At 38.9% G+C, this 20,389-nt stretch carries 22 protein-coding genes; 12 read left to right on the forward strand and 10 right to left on the reverse strand.

What is annotated here, in order from left to right:
• Window positions 1-31 precede the first annotated feature (31 nt).
• Window positions 32-304: a hypothetical protein gene (locus tag J4N25_RS12700; protein ID WP_207422584.1), complete on the reverse strand. Its 273-nt coding sequence runs from the start codon at window positions 302-304 to the stop codon at window positions 32-34.
• Window positions 305-501: 197 nt separating this feature from the next.
• On the opposite strand from J4N25_RS12700, the gene J4N25_RS12705 reads away from it, so the two are divergent.
• From J4N25_RS12705 to J4N25_RS12720, 4 genes are all read left to right on the forward strand, one after another.
• Window positions 502-1,818: a nicotinamide mononucleotide adenylyltransferase gene (locus tag J4N25_RS12705; RefSeq protein ID WP_207422585.1), complete on the forward strand. Its 1,317-nt coding sequence runs from the start codon at window positions 502-504 to the stop codon at window positions 1,816-1,818.
• A 73-nt stretch (window positions 1,819-1,891) separates the two neighbouring features.
• The gene (locus tag J4N25_RS12710; protein WP_207422586.1) at window positions 1,892-2,533 is read left to right on the forward strand and encodes a DsbA family protein; all 642 of its coding nucleotides are present in this window, start codon (window positions 1,892-1,894) and stop codon (window positions 2,531-2,533) included.
• A gap of 668 nt (window positions 2,534-3,201) precedes the next feature.
• Window positions 3,202-3,921, forward strand: a complete 720-nt coding sequence (locus J4N25_RS12715) for a 3'-5' exonuclease (protein WP_242695895.1) — start codon at window positions 3,202-3,204, stop codon at window positions 3,919-3,921.
• A complete protein-coding gene (locus J4N25_RS12720; RefSeq protein ID WP_207422587.1) occupies window positions 3,918-5,825 on the forward strand; it encodes a DUF294 nucleotidyltransferase-like domain-containing protein in 1,908 nt (635 codons plus the stop codon). The genes J4N25_RS12715 and J4N25_RS12720 overlap by 4 nt, the downstream gene beginning before the upstream one ends.
• 79 nt (window positions 5,826-5,904) lie before the next feature.
• Here the strand turns inward: J4N25_RS12720 and J4N25_RS12725 are convergent, their stop codons facing one another.
• The 6 genes from J4N25_RS12725 to J4N25_RS12750 all read right to left on the reverse strand — a co-directional run bounded on the left by J4N25_RS12725 (window position 5,905) and on the right by J4N25_RS12750 (window position 9,383).
• Window positions 5,905-6,690, reverse strand: a complete 786-nt coding sequence (locus tag J4N25_RS12725; RefSeq protein ID WP_207422588.1) for an oxygenase MpaB family protein — start codon at window positions 6,688-6,690, stop codon at window positions 5,905-5,907.
• Window positions 6,687-7,106: a ribosomal maturation YjgA family protein gene (locus J4N25_RS12730; RefSeq protein WP_207422589.1), complete on the reverse strand. Its 420-nt coding sequence runs from the start codon at window positions 7,104-7,106 to the stop codon at window positions 6,687-6,689. The genes J4N25_RS12725 and J4N25_RS12730 overlap by 4 nt, the downstream gene beginning before the upstream one ends.
• A 277-nt stretch (window positions 7,107-7,383) precedes the next feature.
• The gene (locus tag J4N25_RS12735) at window positions 7,384-7,686 is read right to left on the reverse strand and encodes a winged helix-turn-helix domain-containing protein (protein ID WP_207422590.1); all 303 of its coding nucleotides are present in this window, start codon (window positions 7,684-7,686) and stop codon (window positions 7,384-7,386) included.
• Complete coding sequence (locus tag J4N25_RS12740) at window positions 7,683-8,303, reverse strand: hypothetical protein (protein ID WP_207422591.1); 621 nt, start codon at window positions 8,301-8,303, stop codon at window positions 7,683-7,685. The genes J4N25_RS12735 and J4N25_RS12740 overlap by 4 nt, the downstream gene beginning before the upstream one ends.
• A gap of 179 nt (window positions 8,304-8,482) precedes the next feature.
• Entirely contained in the window at window positions 8,483-9,166 is a 684-nt protein-coding gene (locus J4N25_RS12745; RefSeq protein WP_207422592.1) for a DUF2243 domain-containing protein, read from the reverse strand.
• Window positions 9,167-9,176: 10 nt separating this feature from the next.
• Entirely contained in the window at window positions 9,177-9,383 is a 207-nt protein-coding gene (locus J4N25_RS12750) for a hypothetical protein (RefSeq protein ID WP_207422593.1), read from the reverse strand.
• Window positions 9,384-9,642: 259 nt separating this feature from the next.
• Here J4N25_RS12750 and J4N25_RS12755 point away from each other — a divergent pair, with 259 nt between their 5' ends.
• From J4N25_RS12755 to J4N25_RS12780, 6 genes are all read left to right on the forward strand, one after another.
• Window positions 9,643-10,053, forward strand: coding sequence for a cytochrome c maturation protein CcmE domain-containing protein (locus tag J4N25_RS12755; protein WP_207422594.1), 411 nt, complete (start codon window positions 9,643-9,645; stop codon window positions 10,051-10,053).
• A 9-nt stretch (window positions 10,054-10,062) separates the two neighbouring features.
• Window positions 10,063-12,513: a heme lyase CcmF/NrfE family subunit gene (locus J4N25_RS12760; protein ID WP_207422595.1), complete on the forward strand. Its 2,451-nt coding sequence runs from the start codon at window positions 10,063-10,065 to the stop codon at window positions 12,511-12,513.
• 1 nt (window position 12,514) lies between these two features.
• A complete protein-coding gene (locus J4N25_RS12765) occupies window positions 12,515-13,285 on the forward strand; it encodes a Rossmann-like and DUF2520 domain-containing protein (RefSeq protein WP_207422596.1) in 771 nt (256 codons plus the stop codon).
• Window positions 13,286-13,317: 32 nt separating this feature from the next.
• Window positions 13,318-13,650: a 2Fe-2S iron-sulfur cluster-binding protein gene (locus J4N25_RS12770; RefSeq protein ID WP_207422597.1), complete on the forward strand. Its 333-nt coding sequence runs from the start codon at window positions 13,318-13,320 to the stop codon at window positions 13,648-13,650.
• Between the two features lie 6 nt (window positions 13,651-13,656).
• Entirely contained in the window at window positions 13,657-13,899 is a 243-nt protein-coding gene (gene iscX, locus J4N25_RS12775) for a Fe-S cluster assembly protein IscX (RefSeq protein WP_207422598.1), read from the forward strand.
• A gap of 68 nt (window positions 13,900-13,967) precedes the next feature.
• The gene (locus J4N25_RS12780) at window positions 13,968-14,507 is read left to right on the forward strand and encodes a KdsC family phosphatase (RefSeq protein WP_207422599.1); all 540 of its coding nucleotides are present in this window, start codon (window positions 13,968-13,970) and stop codon (window positions 14,505-14,507) included.
• Window positions 14,508-14,562: 55 nt separating this feature from the next.
• On the opposite strand, the gene J4N25_RS12785 is transcribed toward J4N25_RS12780, so the two are convergent.
• Together J4N25_RS12785 and J4N25_RS12790 are read right to left on the reverse strand one after the other, a co-directional pair.
• On the reverse strand, window positions 14,563-15,645 hold the full coding sequence (locus J4N25_RS12785; protein ID WP_207422600.1) for a mannose-1-phosphate guanylyltransferase: 1,083 nt from the start codon (window positions 15,643-15,645) through the stop codon (window positions 14,563-14,565).
• Between the two features lie 9 nt (window positions 15,646-15,654).
• Entirely contained in the window at window positions 15,655-16,620 is a 966-nt protein-coding gene (locus tag J4N25_RS12790; RefSeq protein WP_207422601.1) for a KpsF/GutQ family sugar-phosphate isomerase, read from the reverse strand.
• Between the two features lie 95 nt (window positions 16,621-16,715).
• Here J4N25_RS12790 and recQ point away from each other — a divergent pair, with 95 nt between their 5' ends.
• Both recQ and kdsA read left to right on the forward strand, forming a co-directional pair.
• The gene (gene recQ, locus J4N25_RS12795; protein WP_207422635.1) at window positions 16,716-18,905 is read left to right on the forward strand and encodes a DNA helicase RecQ; all 2,190 of its coding nucleotides are present in this window, start codon (window positions 16,716-16,718) and stop codon (window positions 18,903-18,905) included.
• A gap of 76 nt (window positions 18,906-18,981) precedes the next feature.
• A complete protein-coding gene (gene kdsA, locus J4N25_RS12800; protein ID WP_207422602.1) occupies window positions 18,982-19,794 on the forward strand; it encodes a 3-deoxy-8-phosphooctulonate synthase in 813 nt (270 codons plus the stop codon).
• A gap of 84 nt (window positions 19,795-19,878) precedes the next feature.
• Here kdsA and J4N25_RS12805 read toward each other — a convergent pair whose 3' ends face one another.
• On the reverse strand, window positions 19,879-20,337 hold the full coding sequence (locus tag J4N25_RS12805) for a hypothetical protein (protein WP_207422603.1): 459 nt from the start codon (window positions 20,335-20,337) through the stop codon (window positions 19,879-19,881).
• Between the last annotated feature and the right edge of the window lie 52 nt (window positions 20,338-20,389).

Genomic DNA, 20,389 nt, shown 5'->3' on the forward strand with positions numbered 1-20,389 from the left:
GGCCGTCTTTGACAGACGGCCTGATTATTATTTATAGAGTTCCTATTCCCGATGCAGGGTCTGGATTGGATGCAAAGCCATTTGTTTTTGGTTTTTCGTTCTCAGTCATTTTTGTAAACTGATCCTTTACCTGATTAATGTAAGGTTCCACCTTGTCCATATAAGGCTTTGCTTTTTCCTTCCATTCCGGCGCTTTAGCTTTAAAGTCATCCATCATTGACGTTCCATCAGGACGTTTCTTAGTAACGTAATGTACCCCTGCTGCTACGGCAGCACCTGTAAGTAATAATCGAAATAAGCCCATCGTTTTTTGAGTTTTATCTAATCTAAACAATTGAGTATTGTTTTTGTGTTAACCACTTAACAATGAGTTGATACTTGCTGATAATAAATACTACAGGCAAAGTCATGGTTAACTTTGGTACCCTAACTTTGTTAAATCTTAAACAAATACCGCTTTAAAACCTCTTTCTATTATCGAAAAAATATATTTTTGAAAGCATGCAGAGAGAAATTCCCGAAACAAAAAGAAAAGCACTCAGAATAAATCTTGACCCAGCCATTTACGGAACCTTTGCAGAGATCGGGGCCGGCCAAGAAGTTGCAAGAAATTTTTTTACAGCCGGAGCAGCATCTGGTACCATAGCTAAAACAATGTCGGCTTATGACATGGTTTTTAGTAATTCTATATACGGCGCCGAAAAATCAGGCCGGTATGTAAGTAAGTCAAGACTTGAGAAGATGCTGGCACACGAGTATGCCTTGTTGTCAGAACGTTTAATAGGGGATAAATATGCAGGTCATAAATTCTTCGCTTTTGCAGACACTGTTAGTACATTAAACTTTAATAAGACTAACGATCCACATGGTTGGCTTGGAATACGCTTTCAGACCACTGCAGGTGGAGAACACAATGATATTATTCTCCATGTAAGATTATTGGATACAGATACGATCTTGCAACAAAATGTCTTAGGGGTGATAGGTGTTAACCTTGTTTATGCGGCCTATTATCATAGTCATGATATCCAATTAATGATAGAATCCCTGGTTGATAATTTGTCAATTGGTTCTGTAGAAATCGACCTGATCAACCTTCGAGGTCCAGTTTTTAAAAATGCAAATGACCGCCTTGTTAACCTTTATCTGATTGCTAAAGGATTTTCGGGAGCTGCAATATTTGATGAAAAGGGTAATGCTTGTCAATCAAAAGATCTTTTGTACAAGAAAGATATTATGATTCTACGAACCAAGTATAAGCAGAAATCTACACCAAATTTCGACCTCTTCAATAGGGCGGTGGAGCAATTCAAACGAACCCAGAATATAAAAGGTGAAAATCTGGAAGTGCTAATTGAGGTGCTGATGACAAGCGAGTTGAACCAGGATGAATCATCAGAGTTAACCACTGAAGAGCTTGAGGAGTTTGCGAATAGAGCAGAAGAACTTTGTGCAACCGGAAACAATGTGATAGTGTCTAACTTTACAAGAAATCACAAAGTTGCACAGTATCTTTCTCGCTGCCGGCCAAATAGCGTTGGTATTTCAACTAACATAGCCAATCTTAAGCGTATTTTTGACGCGGCAAGTTTCGGAGAACATTACACCGACGAGCTTTTAGCTTACGTGAGTGATCTGTTCAGTAGAAATGTGAAACTTTACGCATATCCCTACCTCGATAAGAAGAACAATGAAATTATCACAACTAAGAATATGCCTGTTTCGAAGGAAGCAAAGCCCCTTTTTGAGTTCCTAATAAGCAATAATTATATAACAGACATTGAAAGCTATGACGAAAAAGACGTGAAAACTGTTTAAACATTTTTACGTGTAGAACATTAATAGTTAAAAGTATCAGCACAAACACTGCTGATACTTTAACCCCGTTCCAATGCAATTGAAATTCATTTACATATTCGACGCACTCTGTACCTGGTGTTATGGGTATTCCCCGGTTATAAAGGCTGTGCAAAGTAAATACAAAGATAAATTTGAGTTCGAGGTTTTAAGCGGAGGGATGATCACCGGTACCCGGACAGGCCCTGTCTCTGTTGTGTATCCTAATTTCAAGGAAGATTACAAACAAGTCGAAGAACTAACCGGTATCGATTTTGGCGAAGCTTTTCTGCATGAATTGGATAAAGGATCCATGATCTTCGACTCGGAGCGACCTGCAATTGCCCTTAACGTTTTTAAAACTGTTAGTCCATCAAAAGTTTTCGATTTTATATACGATCTGCAACAATCAATTTTTTACGAGGGTAAAGATCCCAACGGTGACGATCTTTATCGCTATCACGCGGTCAATTTCGGTATCGATCCCGATGAATTTATATACAAGACGCATTTGGAGCAGTTTAAACAGGACGCTTATTACGAGTTTGCACTTGCGCGTCAGCTACAAGTAAGTAATTACCCTGCAGCCTTTATTCAATCGGCAGATAACCATTTCTTTATGGTTGCAAGAGGATTTGCTACCCTGGAAACAATGGAGCTGAGGATTGATAATGTTTTAAAAGAAATTGGATCATAGGATTCTCGTACTTTTATTCCTGCATTTCGATCTGTTAATTACTCATTTTGCCGGTGTTTCATCAATTCTCCACTTTAGTGGACAATTAAATTATTTATGATCTTCGCATATAAGTCTCCAAATATTGTTTTGCAAGGTCCCGCAAGCCCTATTTTGGAATTAGAAAACTTTTTCAAGGTTTTCTAAAGCATTCATAATCAGTTTCTTTTTTGTTTTTGTAAAATTTCTTTCTATCTTGTCGAAAGTTCGTTATTATTAATTTTCGGCCTTAACGCTTAAGGAAAAGCTAATTTGTTGGATTGGTTTTTGAAGTTTTAATAAGGAAAAGGAGAATTTATTATGATTCGATTCGGAGATATAAATGAGAAAACTTGCTCTAGATGTAATTCAAAGGATTTTGAAAGGGTAAGGAAATCTGCTTTGGTACGAATGATGACCTTTGGAACTCAATCACTAAAAAAGTACCATTGCGCAAAGTGCTGGAAGAGTTTCTACATTGTGACGAAAAAATCTTCAGAAACAGCACATTATCAATATCAATAATTATTATTAACGCAGAATCCCGGCCAGTGCCGGGATTTCTTTTTAATTCCTGGTGTTTTATCTTTTCTTTTTCATTCCCTGAGCAGTATATTTGAGTACTAACCATTTCAGTCGGGCCGATTAAAATGGATATACTTAAAATTGTGAATCAATATCTTTTATTCATAGACACCGAAGCATCTGGTCTACCAAAAAAGTGGAACGAACCTTACTCGAAACCGAATAACTGGCCCCACTCAGTCCAAACCTCCTGGCTTATTTTTGATAAAGAGGGTAGAGAAATTAAACGCGAAGACCATTATATTAAGGATCAGGACTTTACTATTAGTTCATCATCGATCAAAATTCACGGAATAACTTCAGAGTATCTCGCAACGCATGGGGAAAACCGGAATGAAGTTATGCAGAAACTATATGATGATCTGGTGAATTACCAACCAATGGTAATTGGACACTTTATGGAACTGGATTACCATGTTCTTGCTGCTGACTTTTATCGCTCTAATATTCCTAACCCAATAGAAGGCTCCGGGCTTCCAGCATTTTGCACCATGATGGCAACTACTCAGTTCGTAAAAAATCCCCAGAGGAAATTCATGAAGTTAGGCGAGCTGTACGACCATCTATTTCATGCTCATTTGATTAAACCTCACAATGCTATATATGATGCTAAAGCTACAGCTGATTGTTTTTTCGAGTTATTAAAGCGGGGTGATCTTTCCGAACAGCTGGTAGACAGTAGTCCACTTGATCTAGCTTTAAAGCCAAAGAAAGAAACCCGTAATTCGTGGGCTTTCTTTTCTATAATTCTTCTTTTCATTTTATTGATTGCCCTTTCCGTATGAACGAACGTTTTGAAATTATAAAAAAGGTTAAACCTTTTAATGTCCTTCCTGATAAGGTGTTACGTACCGTTGCCGAACTTCTAACAGAAGTAACTTATAGCAAAGATCTTCTGCTATACCATCAGGAAGTGACTAAGATGAAAGGCGTAGATATTATTGTAGAAGGCGAATACGAGTCATTCTTCTATGACACTGCCCATAACAAACGCCTCGTTGAACACCATGGTCCGGGCTATTGTTACGGCGGTGTTTCTGTGTTGTTAAATCGAAAGAAATCGCTACGCTCAGTAATTGCTAAGAAAGGAACCAAAGTTTTTTCTCTCCCGCGTAAGGACTTTAAAGCTTTATGTAAAGCTTCAGAGGAGTTCTTTCATTACTTCTCCAAAGAATATGGACGGCGAATGTTAAACGACGATTTCGCCCATTTCGCAAAAGCCCCTGCAACTTTCGAAGAGAGCTACATCGCCTCAGAACAACTGTACACCCGGAGAGTCGATAGTGTTGAGCCTCGTGAAATAATATCTTGCCTTCCTGATACACCAGCACATGAAGCCGCAACATTAATGGCAGAAAATAGGTTAAGCTGTCTTTTTGTAAGAAATTATGAGGGTAAGATCATCGGTTATCTAACAGATATTACCCTTAGGGACAAGATTATAGCTAAACGTGGGGATGTCGCAGAGCCTGTAGCTAATATTATGGATAATCCCATAGTCTCGATAAGTGGTCAGGCCTATGTATATGAAGCTATCCTGATGATGTTCAGAACAAAAACGCGGTATCTGCTTATTGAGGAGGATGGAGGGTTTAAAGGCTTTATAAGCAGGAATAAGTTATTAAGCGAGCAGGCCCAATCCCCACTAGTATTTATTCAATCTGTTAAGTTGGCCCTTTCGGTTGACGAGTTGAAATCAAAATGGGAGATGGTTCCTCAATTTGTAAATCAGCTGCTCGGTAGAGGAGTAAACTCTGAGATCGTTAATGATGTGATCACCACCGTCGCGGATACCATAGCAATAAAGGTAATAGAAAGTGTAATTGAGGAAGTGGGTCAGCCACCTGCAAAGTTCGTTTTCATGGTATTAGGATCAGAGGGAAGAAAGGAGCAAACCTTGAAAACCGATCAGGATAATGCCATCATTTACGAGGATAAAGCAAATGAGCAAAGGGAGCTGGTAAGGGAGTACTTTTTGAAATTTGCAACCATGGTTTCGGATAAGCTTAACTTTATTGGATTTAGCTATTGTACTGGTGGGTTTATGGCAAGTAATCCTAATTGGACTCATTCTCTTTCTCACTGGAAGAGAAATTACACCAGCTGGATGCAAGAATCTCTGCCAGAAACGGTCATAAAGTTTTCAACCTTCTTTGATTGCCGCTTTGTTTACGGGGAAGAATCGATTATGAACGAGCTTTTTGATTTTCTGGATGAGGAACTACAAAAGCCTATGGAGAAGTTGTTTGCGAATATGGCGAAGAACTCTCTTCAATACGAGCCTCCACTTACTTTCTTTAAGAACATTAAAACTATCACAATCGGTTCTCAGGAAGTCTTTGATATAAAGAAAACGATGACACCAATTGTTGACCTTGTGCGTGTTTATAGTTTAAAGAATCGTATTTTTAAAGTTAATACAGGCGAGCGTTTGAAGGCTTTGAAAGACCGTGGTGTTTTTAGCGATGTAGAATACAACGAGCTCATGCAGTCCTATTATTACTTGATGGGGCTTCGTTTAAAGAAACAGGCAAGTCAAATTATTTACGATAATACCCCTCCTGATAATTACATTGATCCAAATCGCCTTACAAAAATTGAACGAGTAACGCTTAAAGAAATCTTCAGAACAATTGAAAATTTCCAATCAAAAATTAGAATGGAGTTTACAAATAATCTTTTTGGTTAAGGCTTCAGAATTTATCCGCAAAGGCTTTCGGCAGTTTTCTGATCTCTTTGCGGATAATTCCTAAACTGTTATCAACTATTTACTTTGCTGTACTGAAACTTTTCCCCATAGGAACATCCAGATCTGCTACTTGCATTTTGTATTCTTGAGGAAGGATGGCATTCTTCAATATCTGCTCCAATCGTACCATTCTTATAAGCTTATAAACATAAAGCACTGGTAGAAGCAAGGGTAATTGTCCCAAGTCTAATAACTCGCTTACCTTCTCAGGCACAACAAGTTTTTGGACTTGTTTCAAAAGCTGAAATCTTACCATTCCAAGATGTTTACGATATTGTTGATAGAGGTGGCCAGTGAACGAACTAAATTCAAGATTCTCTTTAAGATGGCCCTGACGCATTTTCTGCCAGTCGGTGTAAGTTAAAGGTAAAGAGGCAATTCCCATATGCTCTCCAACCCTGTAAAATACGTCAAATACTTCTTCTTTTTCAGCCTTGGTAAGTTCTCGCTCTAATACTTCAAATGACCTGATACTATAATCAATAAGCATAAACAACACGTCTCGGTAGGCCCAGTCAGGAATTTTTGCACCTCTGTTTTTTTCTACCGTCGCATGTATTTGAGTTATTTTTTCTATTGCTTCGATTGCCTCTACATAGTTAGAGAAAACTATGCTCCGTGCATAGGCTACTGTTGAGAATAATCGTCCCAATGGATCTGCTGGTAGTTTCCCAGTGAAGTAAAGCCAGTCGACCGCTTTGTTTAAAGCAAATTCCGCAGATGCGCCTGCAAAAATGAACAGGATCGTATCGCTTTTCCCCCATATCTTCCTCACAATGGAATCAGTTTTTACAAAATATCTCATGCTTCTGGCTTGCTGTTAATTAAAGAGCTGTTTTTCAACGGTAGTGTTTTTGGACTAAACTCTAGTATTAGTGTAGAAATGGCACCCAAAGAATAAGCCAAAATATCACTCCAGGTAAAGTAGTTACCCAGGACTAAGTTGGCAATTGTTGAATCCCGAAGTCCTATCATGTCAAGGAAGTTAAGGTATTGAAGAGCTTCAATTATATAAGATATTATCAAAACTGTAAGAACAGCGGCTTTGACAGGAATATTTATGAAGGATTTCAATAAGCAATAAAGAAAAATTACAATAAGAAAGTCGCCTACGTAGGGTCTTACAAAGTTGTCGTGAACATATTTTCCGATCAAAAATTCTACAATAAAAAGAAAAATGGCGATTATAAAGTATCGTTTATTGAATGCAAGTTGTGACATAATGTGTAATTTAAGGATCTTATTTGTTGAACTTTTCTACAGTGTTTGTTTAATTTCCCCTTTGGGCAGGGAACAGATAGAACCGAGTTTTATTATTATTAAAGGTTAACAGGTTGCCCATTTAATTCAAACTGTTCCTGCCGAGGGTATATTTTAATAGTATTCTAATAGGGGGCAATTCTTCAGCCCCTTTTTCTAGCTGCAATTTCTGTTATTTATTTCGGAAATGTTAGTAGTAAAGTACTCTGTACTTCAAAGTATGAGCATAAAAAAAAGCCTATTTTTTTTGCTGTTTAATTAAATTTTCAAGTGCTTCGAGGTGTTTTCTAAAAGCTTCTCTTCCCTTAGGAGAGGCTGCATATTGTGTGTTCGGTTTTCTCCCGATAAATGATTTGGTAACTGTGATATACTCTTCCTTTTCTAAAGCCTTGAGGTGAGAGGCTAGATTACCATCAGTAACATTCAAAAGATCTTTCAGAGAATTAAAGTCATAATTCTCATTAGCAACCAGTACGCTCATTACTTGTAATCGTATCCGGTTTTCAAAAGCTTTATCGAATTGTTCTAATGATATTTTCACTTGTCGTATTTAAAATGCATAATGGCCCCATATAAAATATGTAGAAAGCCAAATCCTATTACCCAGAAGATAAGTCCGAAACCGGGTGTGATAGCAGCTAACAAACCTAATGCTATTTCCAGAAAACCAAGAAATTTTACATCAGAATATGTGTACTGACTACCAGAAACAAGTGCAAGCCCATAAAAAATCAGCGATACAGGTGCTATAATGTCGTATTCACCACGTACAATAAGAGCCAGGATAAAGAGTCCACCGGTAAAAAGAGGGATACATAAATTTGCAAGCAAGCGCTTACTTACCGGATTCCAGTAATTTTCTCCCTTTCTTTTTGCCTGTCTGATTGTTAGCCACACTCCAGTAAAAACGGATAGCACCAATACTACCATCGCAATAGCAAAAAGTGGCCAGAGTACAAGTGGATCATTAGCATAAAAGTCCCTTAACCGTAACCCACTATCTTCTTTGTAGACTAGGCGGTACGCTATAAATGCTCCCGTTAGCGCGTAAACTCCGGCCAGTACTCCTGAGAGTCCGCTTAAAGAAATAAAACGGCTAGACCGTTCCATCAGGTTCCTGATCGAACTCAATTCTGAGTAAATATCTTCCTCTTTCATCTAAAAGAACTTTGTTGTTCAAAGTAATGTTAAAAATATCACATGTGCAATAGGGGAGAGAAAATTTTCAGGATATTCCTTTAGATACTATTCATTTGATTTTTCTTGAATGTCTGATTGTTTTTTAACGACAAGAAAAACAATCAGGCTAGTTTCATCCTCCGTTTGTGAGATTTTGCTCATGAAGGTTTTTTCATAAGGAAAACACCTCCAAGCAGCATAATAATTGAGATCAAAAGAAAGCCTATATTCCAAAGCTCAGGATTTGCAGAGATCTCCCTTACATTATGCAGTTTCAGCAATTGATGGTCTATAACTCCTTCAATTATATTAAAGAGTGCCCATCCCACTAATAGTCCTCCCCATAGGAGTTTTCCCGACTTATTAATGTTGTTCCTGAATAAGAGTCTCCATATGAGGAATATTCCAACAAATACAACAATAAGGCAGAAAAGATGAAATATTCCATCCCAAAACATATTTACACTTTTATTGATCAACGTGGCGGGTGGCAGGCGATAGGATATCATTTCGTGCCATTGCAGGATCTGATGAAGGACAATTCCATCTATAAAGCCACCAAGGCCAATTCCTGTTACCACTGATGCTGTGGCCAAAGGTACTGGGTCAGGAAGCGCAACCCCATTTTCCTTTGTTAATTTAGATTTATAGCTCCTTGTGGATAAGTAGGAAAATACAAATACTGCTATCCCAAGAACGATAAACGCTGAGAGCATTGTGATAAGGTTTGGTAAAAAGCGATCATCATAGATCGCTTCCTGTACCTTAGCGTTGCAGCTTACACAAGCCCAAACATCATGAACTAGCAGTAGAGCAGCCAAGCTCAAACAAGTTTTCTTCATAAATTGTAATTCAATTTCTTTCTTTGCTTTCTGAAGATATAGAGTTAATCCTCCAAGTCATTCCTGTTAGGCCTTTTGATTTCTGGGCGGTGAATTTTACCTTTCTTCCCTTAACGCTGATCTCTTTCACTATGGTAGGTTCCTTCGCAAGATTAGGGTCTGGTAATTGCCTTAGAAATACCTCCATTGCTTCAGACAAATTATCCTGATGCCTCATATTTTTTTATTAGGTTTCTCTTTTAGGAATACAACACTCATACCAGAACTGCTCCAGCTGATCCTATTACCGTATATAATCAAAACATTGAGTAGAAATACTTTGGCCGATGGGTTTTTCCTGGTTATGTTCTAATCGAGTACTTAAAACTTCTTGACGCTACTCTGATTAATCTCTCTGCCTTTCATTCTGTAAATCGTAATGTATTTGTAATTTTGCGGCACCGTATTCGTTTGTCAGTAGTACACACACAATATTCATGAAGAAGAGTTCAATTATTGGAATTATTATTATTGCTATTGCTATAGGGGTAATCATTAGCACTTATGCTGATTCCAGCACCTATGGTACCTTTGCTGATGCTCAGAAGACAGAGGATGAGCTACACGTTGTTGGCAAGTTGGACAAAGGGAAAGAGTTGATATACAATCCAAAACAGGACGCCAACTACTTTGCTTTCTACATGCATGATAATAAGGGCAAAAATTGTAAGGTTGTTTTCAATGGAACAAAACCGCAGGATTTTGAGCGTTCCGAGCAGATCGTTTTGACAGGGAGAATGGTAGGTGAAGAATTTCATGCTTCTAAGATATTAATGAAGTGTCCATCGAAATACAATAAGAACGAGGTTGAAGTTAGGGGAGCAGACGCGTCTGAAGTAAAAATATAAGAAGTATTAATGGATATAAAATTTGAAGGAGAACACCTTCTGCCTGGTAGTTTAGGCCAGTTCTTTATCATATTGTCTTTTGGTTCGGCCCTTCTCGCGGCTATATCATACTATTTTGCCACAATAAAAGACTTACCAGACAATTCCTGGCGCAACCTCGGTCGCTTAGCTACCTGGGTCAATAGCCTTGCTGTCATTGGAATAGGCTCTTGTTTATTCTATATAATTTACAACCATCTATTCGAATACCACTACGCTTGGGCTCATTCTTCTAGATCTCTGCCTACACATTATATCATCTCGAGTTTTTGGGAGGGTCAGGAAGGCAGCTTCTGGCTCTGGATGTTCTGGCAATCTTTCCTGGCTAATATTTTGGTTTGGCGGGCTAAGAGTTGGGAAAATTCTGTTTTAGCTATTGTGATGTTATCACAAGTATTCCTTGCCTCTATGCTATTAGGTGTGGAGATACTTGGAACCCGGATCGGTAGTTCTCCTTTCATTCTTTTAAGGGAGGCAGTAGAGGCTCCAATCTTCTCGCGGCCGGATTATCTTTCTCTAGTTGCCGATGGTAATGGTTTAAATCCATTATTACAAAATTACTGGATGGTTATTCACCCTCCAACCTTGTTTTTGGGCTTTGCTTCAATGATAGTTCCATTTGCTTACGCTATCGGTGGCCTTTGGGAAAAGAGATTTAAAGACTGGACAACAGTTGCTTTACCATGGGCATTATTTGCTGTAATGGTACTGGGGGCGGGTATCATTATGGGGTCTTTCTGGGCTTACGAAGCGCTTAATTTCGGTGGTTTCTGGGCATGGGATCCTGTTGAAAATGCCTCTATTATCCCTTGGCTTACGCTAATTGCTGCTGTGCACGTAATCCTTGCTTATCGGCATTCAGGTCATTCTTACTTTACCGCTACTTTTCTCACCTTAATAAGCTTTGTGCTTGTATTATATGCTTCGTTCCTTACACGAAGCGGTATACTTGGAGAAACTTCGGTTCACTCGTTTACCGATCTTGGTATGTTTGGTCACCTGATCGTTTATATCGCTGTATTTGTACTTCTTACTGTAGGTTTTATTGTAGCAAGGTGGAAGGAAATGCCAATTACCAAGAAAGACGAGGAAACTTACTCGCGCGAGTTTTGGTTATTTGTTGGCGCAGTGGTTCTTGCTTTGTCATGTGGTCAGATCTTATATACTACTTCCGGTCCGGTGATCAATGCTATCCTAGGAACTAAAATAGCTCCTCCTGTTGATGTTATTGCTCACTACAATAAGTGGCAGGTGCCGTTTGCTGTGGTCATTACCTTCATTTCCGGGTTCACTCAATTTTTAAAGTATAAAAATACAGATCCGAAGAAATTCTTTTCATCAATGTTAACCACGATCGTTATCGCTGTGGTTTTTACAGGGGCATTCGTTTACCTTGCAAAAATCCATAGCAACTTGATGTATATCGTACTAACTTTCGCGGGATTTTTCTCCTTAATATGTAACGGTAAGATCCTTTTAGAGGCCTTTAAAGGAAAATGGAAGCTTGCGGGTTCATCTGTAGCTCATATGGGCTTTGCTTTGTTGGTTATTGGCGCTCTGGTGGCGGCTGCAACAAACAATGTTATTTCAATAAATAATTCTGGCGCTGGGTACGGAGAAGAGTTCGCAAAGGAGAATAATCCTAAAGAGAACATCATGCTTTACGAAAACGAGCCCGTTAGCATGGATAAATACACTGTCACTTACCTTGGTGATTCAATTGCAGGACCAAACACCTTCTATAAGGTTAACTACAAAGTGGTTAACAATGGTAAAATAAAGGAGAACTTTACTCTTTACCCAAATGCTCAGCAGAATGCTAAAATGCGCTCTATTGTAGCGTCACCAGATACCAGACATTATCTTTTAAACGATATTTACACTCACGTAAGTAGTGTTCCCTTGCAGGAGAAAACCGGAGGGCATGAGCACGAACTTGAAGAGAGTTCACATTCTGACGAGTCTTACGACACCCCGGCAATCACTATGGTTTCACCTGGAGACACTGTAAGGTACAGAAATGGCTTTATTATAGTGAAGGGGGTGAACCGGAATGCAAATATTGAGAAAATTAAGTTGGCTCCCGGTGATTTAGCAATTGGTTTAGATCTTGAAGTACATAACAACAACGGCAAGGTTTATAATGCCCAGCCATTATACCTGATAAAAGGTGGCAACGTCTTTGATTTTGGTAAAGCTATTGACGAAGAAGGTCTAAAGCTACGTTTTTCTAAAATAGACCCACAGCAGGGAAAACTTGAATTAACAGTACTCGAGAAAAAGCCTGCTGAAAAGAAATGGATTGTTATGAAGGCAATTAAATTCCCTTATATCAATCTCTACTGGGGTGGAACTATCATAATGGTTATAGGTTTCCTTCTTTCAATTTTCAGAAGGAATAAGGAAGTAAAGACTGCATAAGATGAAGGTTGTTCTGCTAGGAAGCGGAAATGTGGCTACTCATTTGGGCAAAGCTTTGAAGGAGAACCATCACACAATACTTCAAGTTTGGAGTAGATCTGAAGAGAATGCAAAAGAACTCGGCGCTCAACTTTCTGCTGAAGGAATTAGCTCCTATGATTTATTAAATCCCAATGCGGATATATATATAATCTCCGTACCCGACACGGCAATAGAGGGAGTAAGTGAAAGTTTTCCTTTTAAAAGTAAATTGCTCGTTCATACTTCAGGAACCACAGGGATAGAGGTGCTGGAAAAAGCATCTGACAAAATTGGTGTGTTTTATCCTCTTCAAACCTTCTCTAAACAACGAGCTGTGAATTTTGAAATTGTTCCGATAGCTATCGAAGCAAGAACTTCAGAAATTGAAAGCACGCTTAAGGAATTAGCAAGCTCAATTTCTGAAACTACTGTTACTTTTGATTCTGAAAAAAGAAAAGCCCTGCACGTGGCGGCTGTCTTTGCCTGTAACTTCAGTAATCACTTCTATACTATCGCCAACGGAATACTAAAAGATAGTGGGCTGGACTTTGGTCTACTTCGGCCTTTGATAGCTGAAACTTCATTGAAAGTTCAAAGTTTTTTCCCACATGAGGTGCAAACCGGCCCGGCTGTGAGGAATGATCAAATAACTGTAAATAAGCACCTTGAATTCCTGAAAGGCAAGGCTGAATTAGAAGAGCTGTATAAATTGATCAGTCAAAACATTATCAATTTCCATCAAAAGTCTTAATGAGGAGACAATTTTTATAATTTTGCGCAGCAATGAAGATTTTTAATATAAAAATAAATTTTGAAGAAGCTGACCATGAAAGCGTAGTGCTTCCTATTGCAGAGGGCGAATCTGTATTGGATGTTTGTATGGATAACGGCATCGAACTTCAGCATAATTGCGGAGGTGTTTGTGGTTGCAGTACCTGCCATATCTACATTAACAAAGGAATGGACAATCTTCAGGAAATTTCTGACAAGGAGGAAGACTTTATCGACCGTGCTGTTGATCCCCGTATTAATTCACGTTTAGGCTGTCAATGTGTAGTGATTGATGGTGATATTGAAGTAACTCTACCAGATCAAACTCAATTTTTAGGACATTAATATTTTATGAGTCAGGATAAATTTGCATTACCTTTTACCTGGAGCGACTATGAAGATATCGCCATGGGATTATATGAGAAATTTGGCGACGACTTCGACGAGTCGAAAATATATCGCATTCGCTTTACAGATCTTATGGAATGGGTTTTAACTCTTCCTAACTTTGTAGGTAAACGTGAAGATTGTAACGAAGGTCACCTTGAGCAAATCCAGTCCACCTGGGTTTACGAGTGGCGCGACAATCAATAATGATTTTTCATCCCGGATAAGGAACCTTTTCCGGGATTGTTATTTTTAAACCTCCCTTTTTTTACACTATGTCCTTCCTTTCTAAACTTAAAGATATTAAAGCCTTTGTTCTTGACATTGATGGTGTCCTTACAGATTCCACCATATTAATCACTGAAACTGGTGAGCAGTTGAGAAGATTTAATGTAAAGGATGGTTATGCCTTACAATTGGCAGTAAAAAAGGGCTATCTCTTCTGTGTGATTTCAGGAGGTAAATCACAAACAGTTTTGTCACGCCTGAATGGCTTGGGAATCACTGATGTTTATCTGAAAGTTGATAAGAAGATCGATGTCTTTAACGACTTCCTGAACAAGCACCAGCTCACTGCTGATCAAACTGTTTATATGGGCGACGATATTCCCGATTTGCCTGTAATGAAAGTTGTGGGTATCGCTGCTTGTCCTGCTGATGCAGTAGAAGAGGTTAAAGCAAGCAGTTCCTATATATCCCCCAAAAGTGGTGGCGAAGGCTGCGTAAGGGACGTAATTGAAAAGGTATTAAAGGCGCAGGGAAATTGGTATGATAATAATCCCTCTGGTCAGGAGGAGTTGATCCCTTCTGTATAAAATGCCTGAAGCCTGAGCTATTGAAAAATATTCAGACTTCAGACATTAATAACGCTTATATATATTCTGTTCCGAATCTACCTTTTACATCAGCAACAATTTGCTTCACAGCTTGCTCTTGTGATTTAGGGCAGATCATTAAAGTATTATTAGCTTCTACTACGATGTAATCGTGCAGGCCTTGAAGAATTACCAACTTTTCTTCAGGTACGTTAACCATACAATTAGAAGAATCATACATGATAACCTTATCTGAAGGTATCACCGCATTTCCTACGTAATCCTTTTCTGCCAGTTCGTACACAGAAGCCCATGTTCCCAGATCAGACCATCCGAAATCTGTTGGTAAAACGTATACATTATCAGCTTTTTCCATAATACCATAATCAATGGAGATATTGGTACACTGGTAGTAGGCATTCTGGATGAAAGCTTGTTCACCCTCGGTATTAAATACACTTTCACCTTCAACAAAGATATCATTCATTTCTGGAAGGTAACTTGCAAATGCTTTTAATATTGCTGTTGCAGACCATACAAATATTCCTGCATTCCATAAGAAATCCCCGCTTTGTACAAACGTCTTAGCGAGTTCAAGATTAGGTTTCTCTGTAAAGGTCTTAACCTTGTGGAAATTCTCACCTATAGTATGTGAATTAAACTGAATATAACCATATCCTGTGTCCGGACGAGAAGGTTTGATTCCTAAAGTAACGAGACACTGATGCTCTACTGCTGTTTTCAATGAATCGTTGATGTTCCTCACAAACTCATCAGTATCCACGATTAGGTGATCTGATGGTGCAACCACAATTGCAGCATTTGGGTTCAGGAGACTAATTTTATGACATGCGTAAGCAATGCATGGCGCCGTATTTCTCATTACCGGTTCACCTAAAACTTGCGAATCAGCTATTTCTGGTAATTGCTCTTTAACAAGATTTCTATAAATGTCGTTGGTTACAATATAGATATTCTCTTTGGGTACAATTTTAAGGAAGCGTTCATAGGTGTGCTGGATAAGAGTTTTTCCCGTGCCTAGAATGTCAATAAATTGTTTTGGATGTGCGGTTCGGCTAATCGGCCAAAAGCGGCTCCCAATGCCACCGGCCATAATTACGGCATAAAAGTCCTTCATTTGTATATATTATAAAAATCCTTCTTTTAGTAAATCGTGTAAATGTATGATTCCTTTGTAAATATTTCCTTCAGTAACTATTAATTGAGTGATATTATTTGCACGCATTACATCAAGAGCAGTGGCTGCAAGTTCATCGCTAGCTATCTGTTTCGGACTTGTACCCATAATATCCTTTGCCGTTAATCCTTCATACGTATCAAATTTCTCCATCATACGCCTGATATCCCCATCCGTAATTATGCCAGCTATCCGTTCCTGATCTACCACAGTTACAGCTCCAAGCCTATTTTTTGTGATCTCTAAAATTACCCTTTTTATTGATGCTTCAGGATCAACTTGTGGTTTTTCATTATGGATATAAATATCGGCTACTTTCAGGTATAACCTCTTTCCCAGCGAGCCACCTGGATGATACTTAGCAAAATCTGCAGTAGTAAATTCCCGGCACTCTAAAAGACATACAGCAAGAATATCTCCCATTACTAATTGTGCTGTTGTGCTGGTGGTAGGCGCCAGGTTATGCGGGCATGCTTCCTTTTGAACAGTGGTATCCAGAATATAATCGGCTTGCTTCGCCAGGTAGGATGAGCGGTCGCCAACCATACCCACCAATGGATTTCCCGAAAGTTTAAGCAAAGGAACAAGCACTTTAATCTCAGGAGTGTTACCACTTTTCGAAATACAGATAACCAGATCATCTTCCTGAATAATGCCAAGGTCTCCGTGTATAGCGTCGGCAGCATGCATAAAAATAGCAGGAGTACCGGTTGAATTAAAGGTAGCTACGATCTTCTGGGCAATGATGCCACTTTTTCCAACCCCCGTTATAATTATTCGACCTTTTATTTTAAGGATCGTTTCTACTATCAGAGCAAAGTCATTATTTAGTTTTGACATTAACTCTGAAATGCCTTCCGATTCAATTTGTAGTGTCCTCTGGGCAATTTGTATGATATCGGTAATTGCTTTCAAATAATCTTTTTTTAAATAATCATACGATTTTCCGGCAAAAATATGTTATTTTGACGTTAAATTTAGCCTTTCTAAATAATTTCCCGGTGAGGACGATGGAGATAAAGAAATCATTATTCGATAATTTACAGAACTTTTTTGGCTTCGATAATTTCAAAGGAGAGCAAGAAGCAATCATAACTAATATACTACAGAAAAAAGATACATTCGTAATAATGCCGACAGGCGGTGGTAAATCAATCTGCTACCAATTGCCTGCTTTAATGAGTGAGGGAACAGCCGTGGTAATTTCGCCGCTGATCGCTTTGATGAAGAATCAGGTAGATCAGCTTCGCGCTTTTGGAGGAACAGACAGTATAGCCCACTTTCTAAATTCTTCACTAAATAAGTCTGAAATAACTAAAGTTAAACAAGACGTACTTAGTGGAGAAACAAAACTGCTTTACGTTGCGCCCGAATCTTTAGCAAAAGCAGAGAATGTCGACTTCCTGCGCCTGATTACAGTTTCTTTCGTTGCAGTAGACGAAGCTCACTGTATTTCGGAATGGGGACATGACTTCCGGCCCGAGTACAGAAAAATCCGTCAGGTAATTAGCAACCTCGGCGAAAATATTCCGATTATAGCTTTAACAGCTACAGCCACGCCTAAAGTTCAGCAGGACATTATCAAGAACCTGCAGATGAATGACGCCACTTTGTTTAAATCTTCTTTTAACAGATCTAATCTCTTCTATGAAGTAAGACCGAAAAAGAATATTATGAAGGAGATCATCCGCTTTATCAAAGGACATAGTGGTAAAACGGGTATTGTGTATTGCTTAAGCAGGAAAAAGGTAGAGGAGGTTGCAGAGGCTTTAAACTTAAATGGAATCAAAGCCCTTCCTTACCATGCTGGTTTAGATGCCAAGGTTCGCGCCGATACGCAGGATAAGTTCCTGATGGAAGAAGTGGAGGTAATTGTAGCCACAATTGCATTTGGTATGGGCATCGATAAACCAGACGTTCGTTTCGTTATCCACCATGATATTCCAAAAAGTATGGAGGGGTACTATCAGGAAACTGGTCGTGCCGGGCGTGATGGCGGTGAGGGCGTCTGTGTAGCTTTCTATTCTGAAAAAGATATTGATAAGCTGGCCAAGTTCATGAAAGATAAACCTGTTTCCGAAAGGGAGATAGGCACTCAGATATTAAAAGAGGTGATCGATTATGCTGAGTCTTCTGTTTGTAGAAGAAAGCAGATCCTGCATTACTTCGGGGAGAATTTCAATGAAGCGGGTTGTGGCGAAATGTGTGATAACTGCCGAGCTACTAAAACCCATTTTGATGGTTCTGAAAAGCTTCAGCTGGTATTAAAGCTAATAGAAGAGTTTGGTGAGAAGTTTGACGACCATCACATTATTAATTTTATGATGGGAGAGGATACCTCTCAAATTTCAGCTTACGATCAAAATAGACATCCGCTGTTCGGTAGTGGTAAGGAAGATGGAATTACGCTCTGGAAGTCACTTCTTAGACAGGCATTGCTGAATAACTATATTTCAAAAGATATAGATAATTACGGCTTGCTTCATTTAACAAAGTCTGGAAAAGCATTTATAGAGGCACCTCATTCCATTCGTTTTATTCTGAACAGACCGATGGAAACTGGAGAGGATGAGCAGGAAGACGGCCCTCAACAGGGTACCGGTGCCTTAGATACTGAGCTCCTTCAAATGTTGAAGGATCTACGTAAGAAGATTGCTAAACAAAAGAACCTTCCACCTTTCGTTGTTTTCCAGGATCCTTCTCTTGAAGAGATGTGCACGCACTACCCGGTTTCAATTGACGAATTGAAGCAGATACAGGGAGTAGGAGCAGGTAAGGCAATGAAATTCGGCGCACCGTTTATCGAGCTAATAAAAAAGTATGTAGAGGAAAACGACATAGACAGGCCGGTTGATCTTGTTATAAAAAGCACCGCTAATAAATCAGCACTGAAGGTTTCTATCATTCAGAACATTGACCGGAAAATATCCCTTGAAGATATTGCATCTTCTAAAGGTATCAGCTATGAGGATATTATTCGGGAGGTTGAATCTATTGTTAATTCAGGAACTAAACTGAATCTTGATTATTATATAGATGAAATTATCGATGAAGATCGCCAGGATGAGGTGTTTGATTATTTCCGGTCGGCTGAGGCTGACTCTGTGGAAGATGCTCTAAAGGAATTGGGTAGCGACGACTATACCATCGAGGAACTTCAGTTAATGAGGATTAAGTTCCTTTCAGAACTAGGAAACTAATTAAAAACTTTTATAAACATGGAGTCGGAACGCTTAACCAGATGGTTATGTCTTCCGACTTTTTTATTTTCGTACCATGATCTCCAACGTCCCAAACATTAAGCACACCGACAGTAAAAACTTTTTCTTGATGGCAGGCCCCTGCGCTATAGAAGGAGAAGACATAGCTCTTCGAATAGCAGAGCAAATAGTGACAGTTACCGATCGGCTGAATATTCCTTACATATTCAAGGGCTCTTATAAAAAAGCCAATCGTTCCAGAATAGATTCCTTTACAGGAATAGGGGATGAGAAGGCTCTTAAGATACTTGCAAGGATCAGTAAGGAATTTGGAGTGCCAACGGTAACAGATATTCACGAAAGTGATGAGGCCGAGATGGCCGCGGAGTATGTTGATGTTTTACAAATTCCTGCTTTCTTATGCCGGCAAACCGATCTGCTCATTGCAGCGGCAAAAACCGGAAAGACGGTGAACATTAAAAAAGGACAGTTCCTATCTGCCTCCTCCATGAAATTTGCAGTAGACAAAGTTAAAGACTCAGGAAATAACAACGTTATATTAACAGATCGTGGAAATACTTTTGGTTATCAGGATCTTATAGTCGATTATAGGAATATTCCCGAGATGAGATCATTTGGCGTGCCAGTTGTCATGGATTGTACACATTCTTTACAACAGCCTAACCAAACCTCAGGAGTAACGGGTGGAAAACCACAACTTATTGAGACAATAGCGAAGGCCGCAATTGCAGTCGGAGCAGATGGTTTATTTATTGAAACACATCCGGAACCAGAAAATGCAAAGTCAGACGGAGCAAATATGTTACACCTTACATTGTTAGAAGAACTACTTGAAAAGCTAATTAGAGTTAGACAAGCAGTACTTTAAGCACAAAATAAAAGCGGCTTCCTGTCCTGGAAGCCGCTTAATTCCTTATAGTTTTTTTACAGTAATCCTAAAATCTCTATCTTCTTATTGGTTGTTTAAAGAAGCTTGTTCTTCTGCTGCTTTAGGATGTCCGTTAATTACAAAATATTTTGAGTTTGTACTATTTGCAATAGCAACCTGTTTATTTTTCTGGCCAGCATAGTGTCCATATCTTAGGACATGTGCCTTGTAATTAAGATACGGTTCAGGACGATTAATTACAACTTTATAAACCGAATAAAGGTCAACGTCCTTATAAACCTCAGCAAGAGTTTCTGATTTCACCCACTCGCCTTTATCTAAAAAGATAAATTTTTTCTCAGCTACACTATAGTAAGCTTTAACGTCTGGGATAAAGTAGTAAGACACAGTGTTATAACCCACCGGTCCCCAAAGTGGTTGATCTGAAATGTTACCAGAAGAGCGTTTTTGTTCCTGTGCATTCACGGTACCCACGAGCAGGGTCAAGCACAGCATTAATGCAGTGTAAATTATTTTTTTCATAAGATAGATTTTGATGTATTACCAAATTTTCAAAGTTCATGCCATCAATTAT

The sequence above is a fragment of the Desertivirga brevis genome, assembly GCF_017355835.1.

Excerpts from the sequence above, each read along its gene's own strand:
- recQ (WP_207422635.1), top strand. The coding sequence starts at position 16,716 with ATGGAGATAAAGAAATCATTATTCGATAATTTACAGAACTTTTTTGGC.
- J4N25_RS12760 (WP_207422595.1), top strand. The coding sequence starts at position 10,063 with ATGGATATAAAATTTGAAGGAGAACACCTTCTGCCTGGTAGTTTAGGC.
- J4N25_RS12785 (WP_207422600.1), bottom strand. The coding sequence starts at position 15,645 with ATGAAGGACTTTTATGCCGTAATTATGGCCGGTGGCATTGGGAGCCGC.
- J4N25_RS12765 (WP_207422596.1), top strand. The coding sequence starts at position 12,515 with ATGAAGGTTGTTCTGCTAGGAAGCGGAAATGTGGCTACTCATTTGGGC.
- J4N25_RS12730 (WP_207422589.1), bottom strand. The coding sequence starts at position 7,106 with ATGTCACAACTTGCATTCAATAAACGATACTTTATAATCGCCATTTTT.
- J4N25_RS12710 (WP_207422586.1), top strand. The coding sequence starts at position 1,892 with ATGCAATTGAAATTCATTTACATATTCGACGCACTCTGTACCTGGTGT.
- J4N25_RS12755 (WP_207422594.1), top strand. The coding sequence starts at position 9,643 with ATGAAGAAGAGTTCAATTATTGGAATTATTATTATTGCTATTGCTATA.
- J4N25_RS12700 (WP_207422584.1), bottom strand. The coding sequence starts at position 304 with ATGGGCTTATTTCGATTATTACTTACAGGTGCTGCCGTAGCAGCAGGG.
- J4N25_RS12770 (WP_207422597.1), top strand. The coding sequence starts at position 13,318 with ATGAAGATTTTTAATATAAAAATAAATTTTGAAGAAGCTGACCATGAA.
- J4N25_RS12750 (WP_207422593.1), bottom strand. The coding sequence starts at position 9,383 with ATGAGGCATCAGGATAATTTGTCTGAAGCAATGGAGGTATTTCTAAGG.
- iscX (WP_207422598.1), top strand. The coding sequence starts at position 13,657 with ATGAGTCAGGATAAATTTGCATTACCTTTTACCTGGAGCGACTATGAA.
- J4N25_RS12725 (WP_207422588.1), bottom strand. The coding sequence starts at position 6,690 with ATGAGATATTTTGTAAAAACTGATTCCATTGTGAGGAAGATATGGGGG.
- J4N25_RS12805 (WP_207422603.1), bottom strand. The coding sequence starts at position 20,337 with ATGAAAAAAATAATTTACACTGCATTAATGCTGTGCTTGACCCTGCTC.
- J4N25_RS12740 (WP_207422591.1), bottom strand. The coding sequence starts at position 8,303 with ATGAAAGAGGAAGATATTTACTCAGAATTGAGTTCGATCAGGAACCTG.
- J4N25_RS12715 (WP_242695895.1), top strand. The coding sequence starts at position 3,202 with ATGGATATACTTAAAATTGTGAATCAATATCTTTTATTCATAGACACC.
- J4N25_RS12780 (WP_207422599.1), top strand. The coding sequence starts at position 13,968 with ATGTCCTTCCTTTCTAAACTTAAAGATATTAAAGCCTTTGTTCTTGAC.
- kdsA (WP_207422602.1), top strand. The coding sequence starts at position 18,982 with ATGATCTCCAACGTCCCAAACATTAAGCACACCGACAGTAAAAACTTT.
- J4N25_RS12720 (WP_207422587.1), top strand. The coding sequence starts at position 3,918 with ATGAACGAACGTTTTGAAATTATAAAAAAGGTTAAACCTTTTAATGTC.
- J4N25_RS12705 (WP_207422585.1), top strand. The coding sequence starts at position 502 with ATGCAGAGAGAAATTCCCGAAACAAAAAGAAAAGCACTCAGAATAAAT.
- J4N25_RS12745 (WP_207422592.1), bottom strand. The coding sequence starts at position 9,166 with ATGAAGAAAACTTGTTTGAGCTTGGCTGCTCTACTGCTAGTTCATGAT.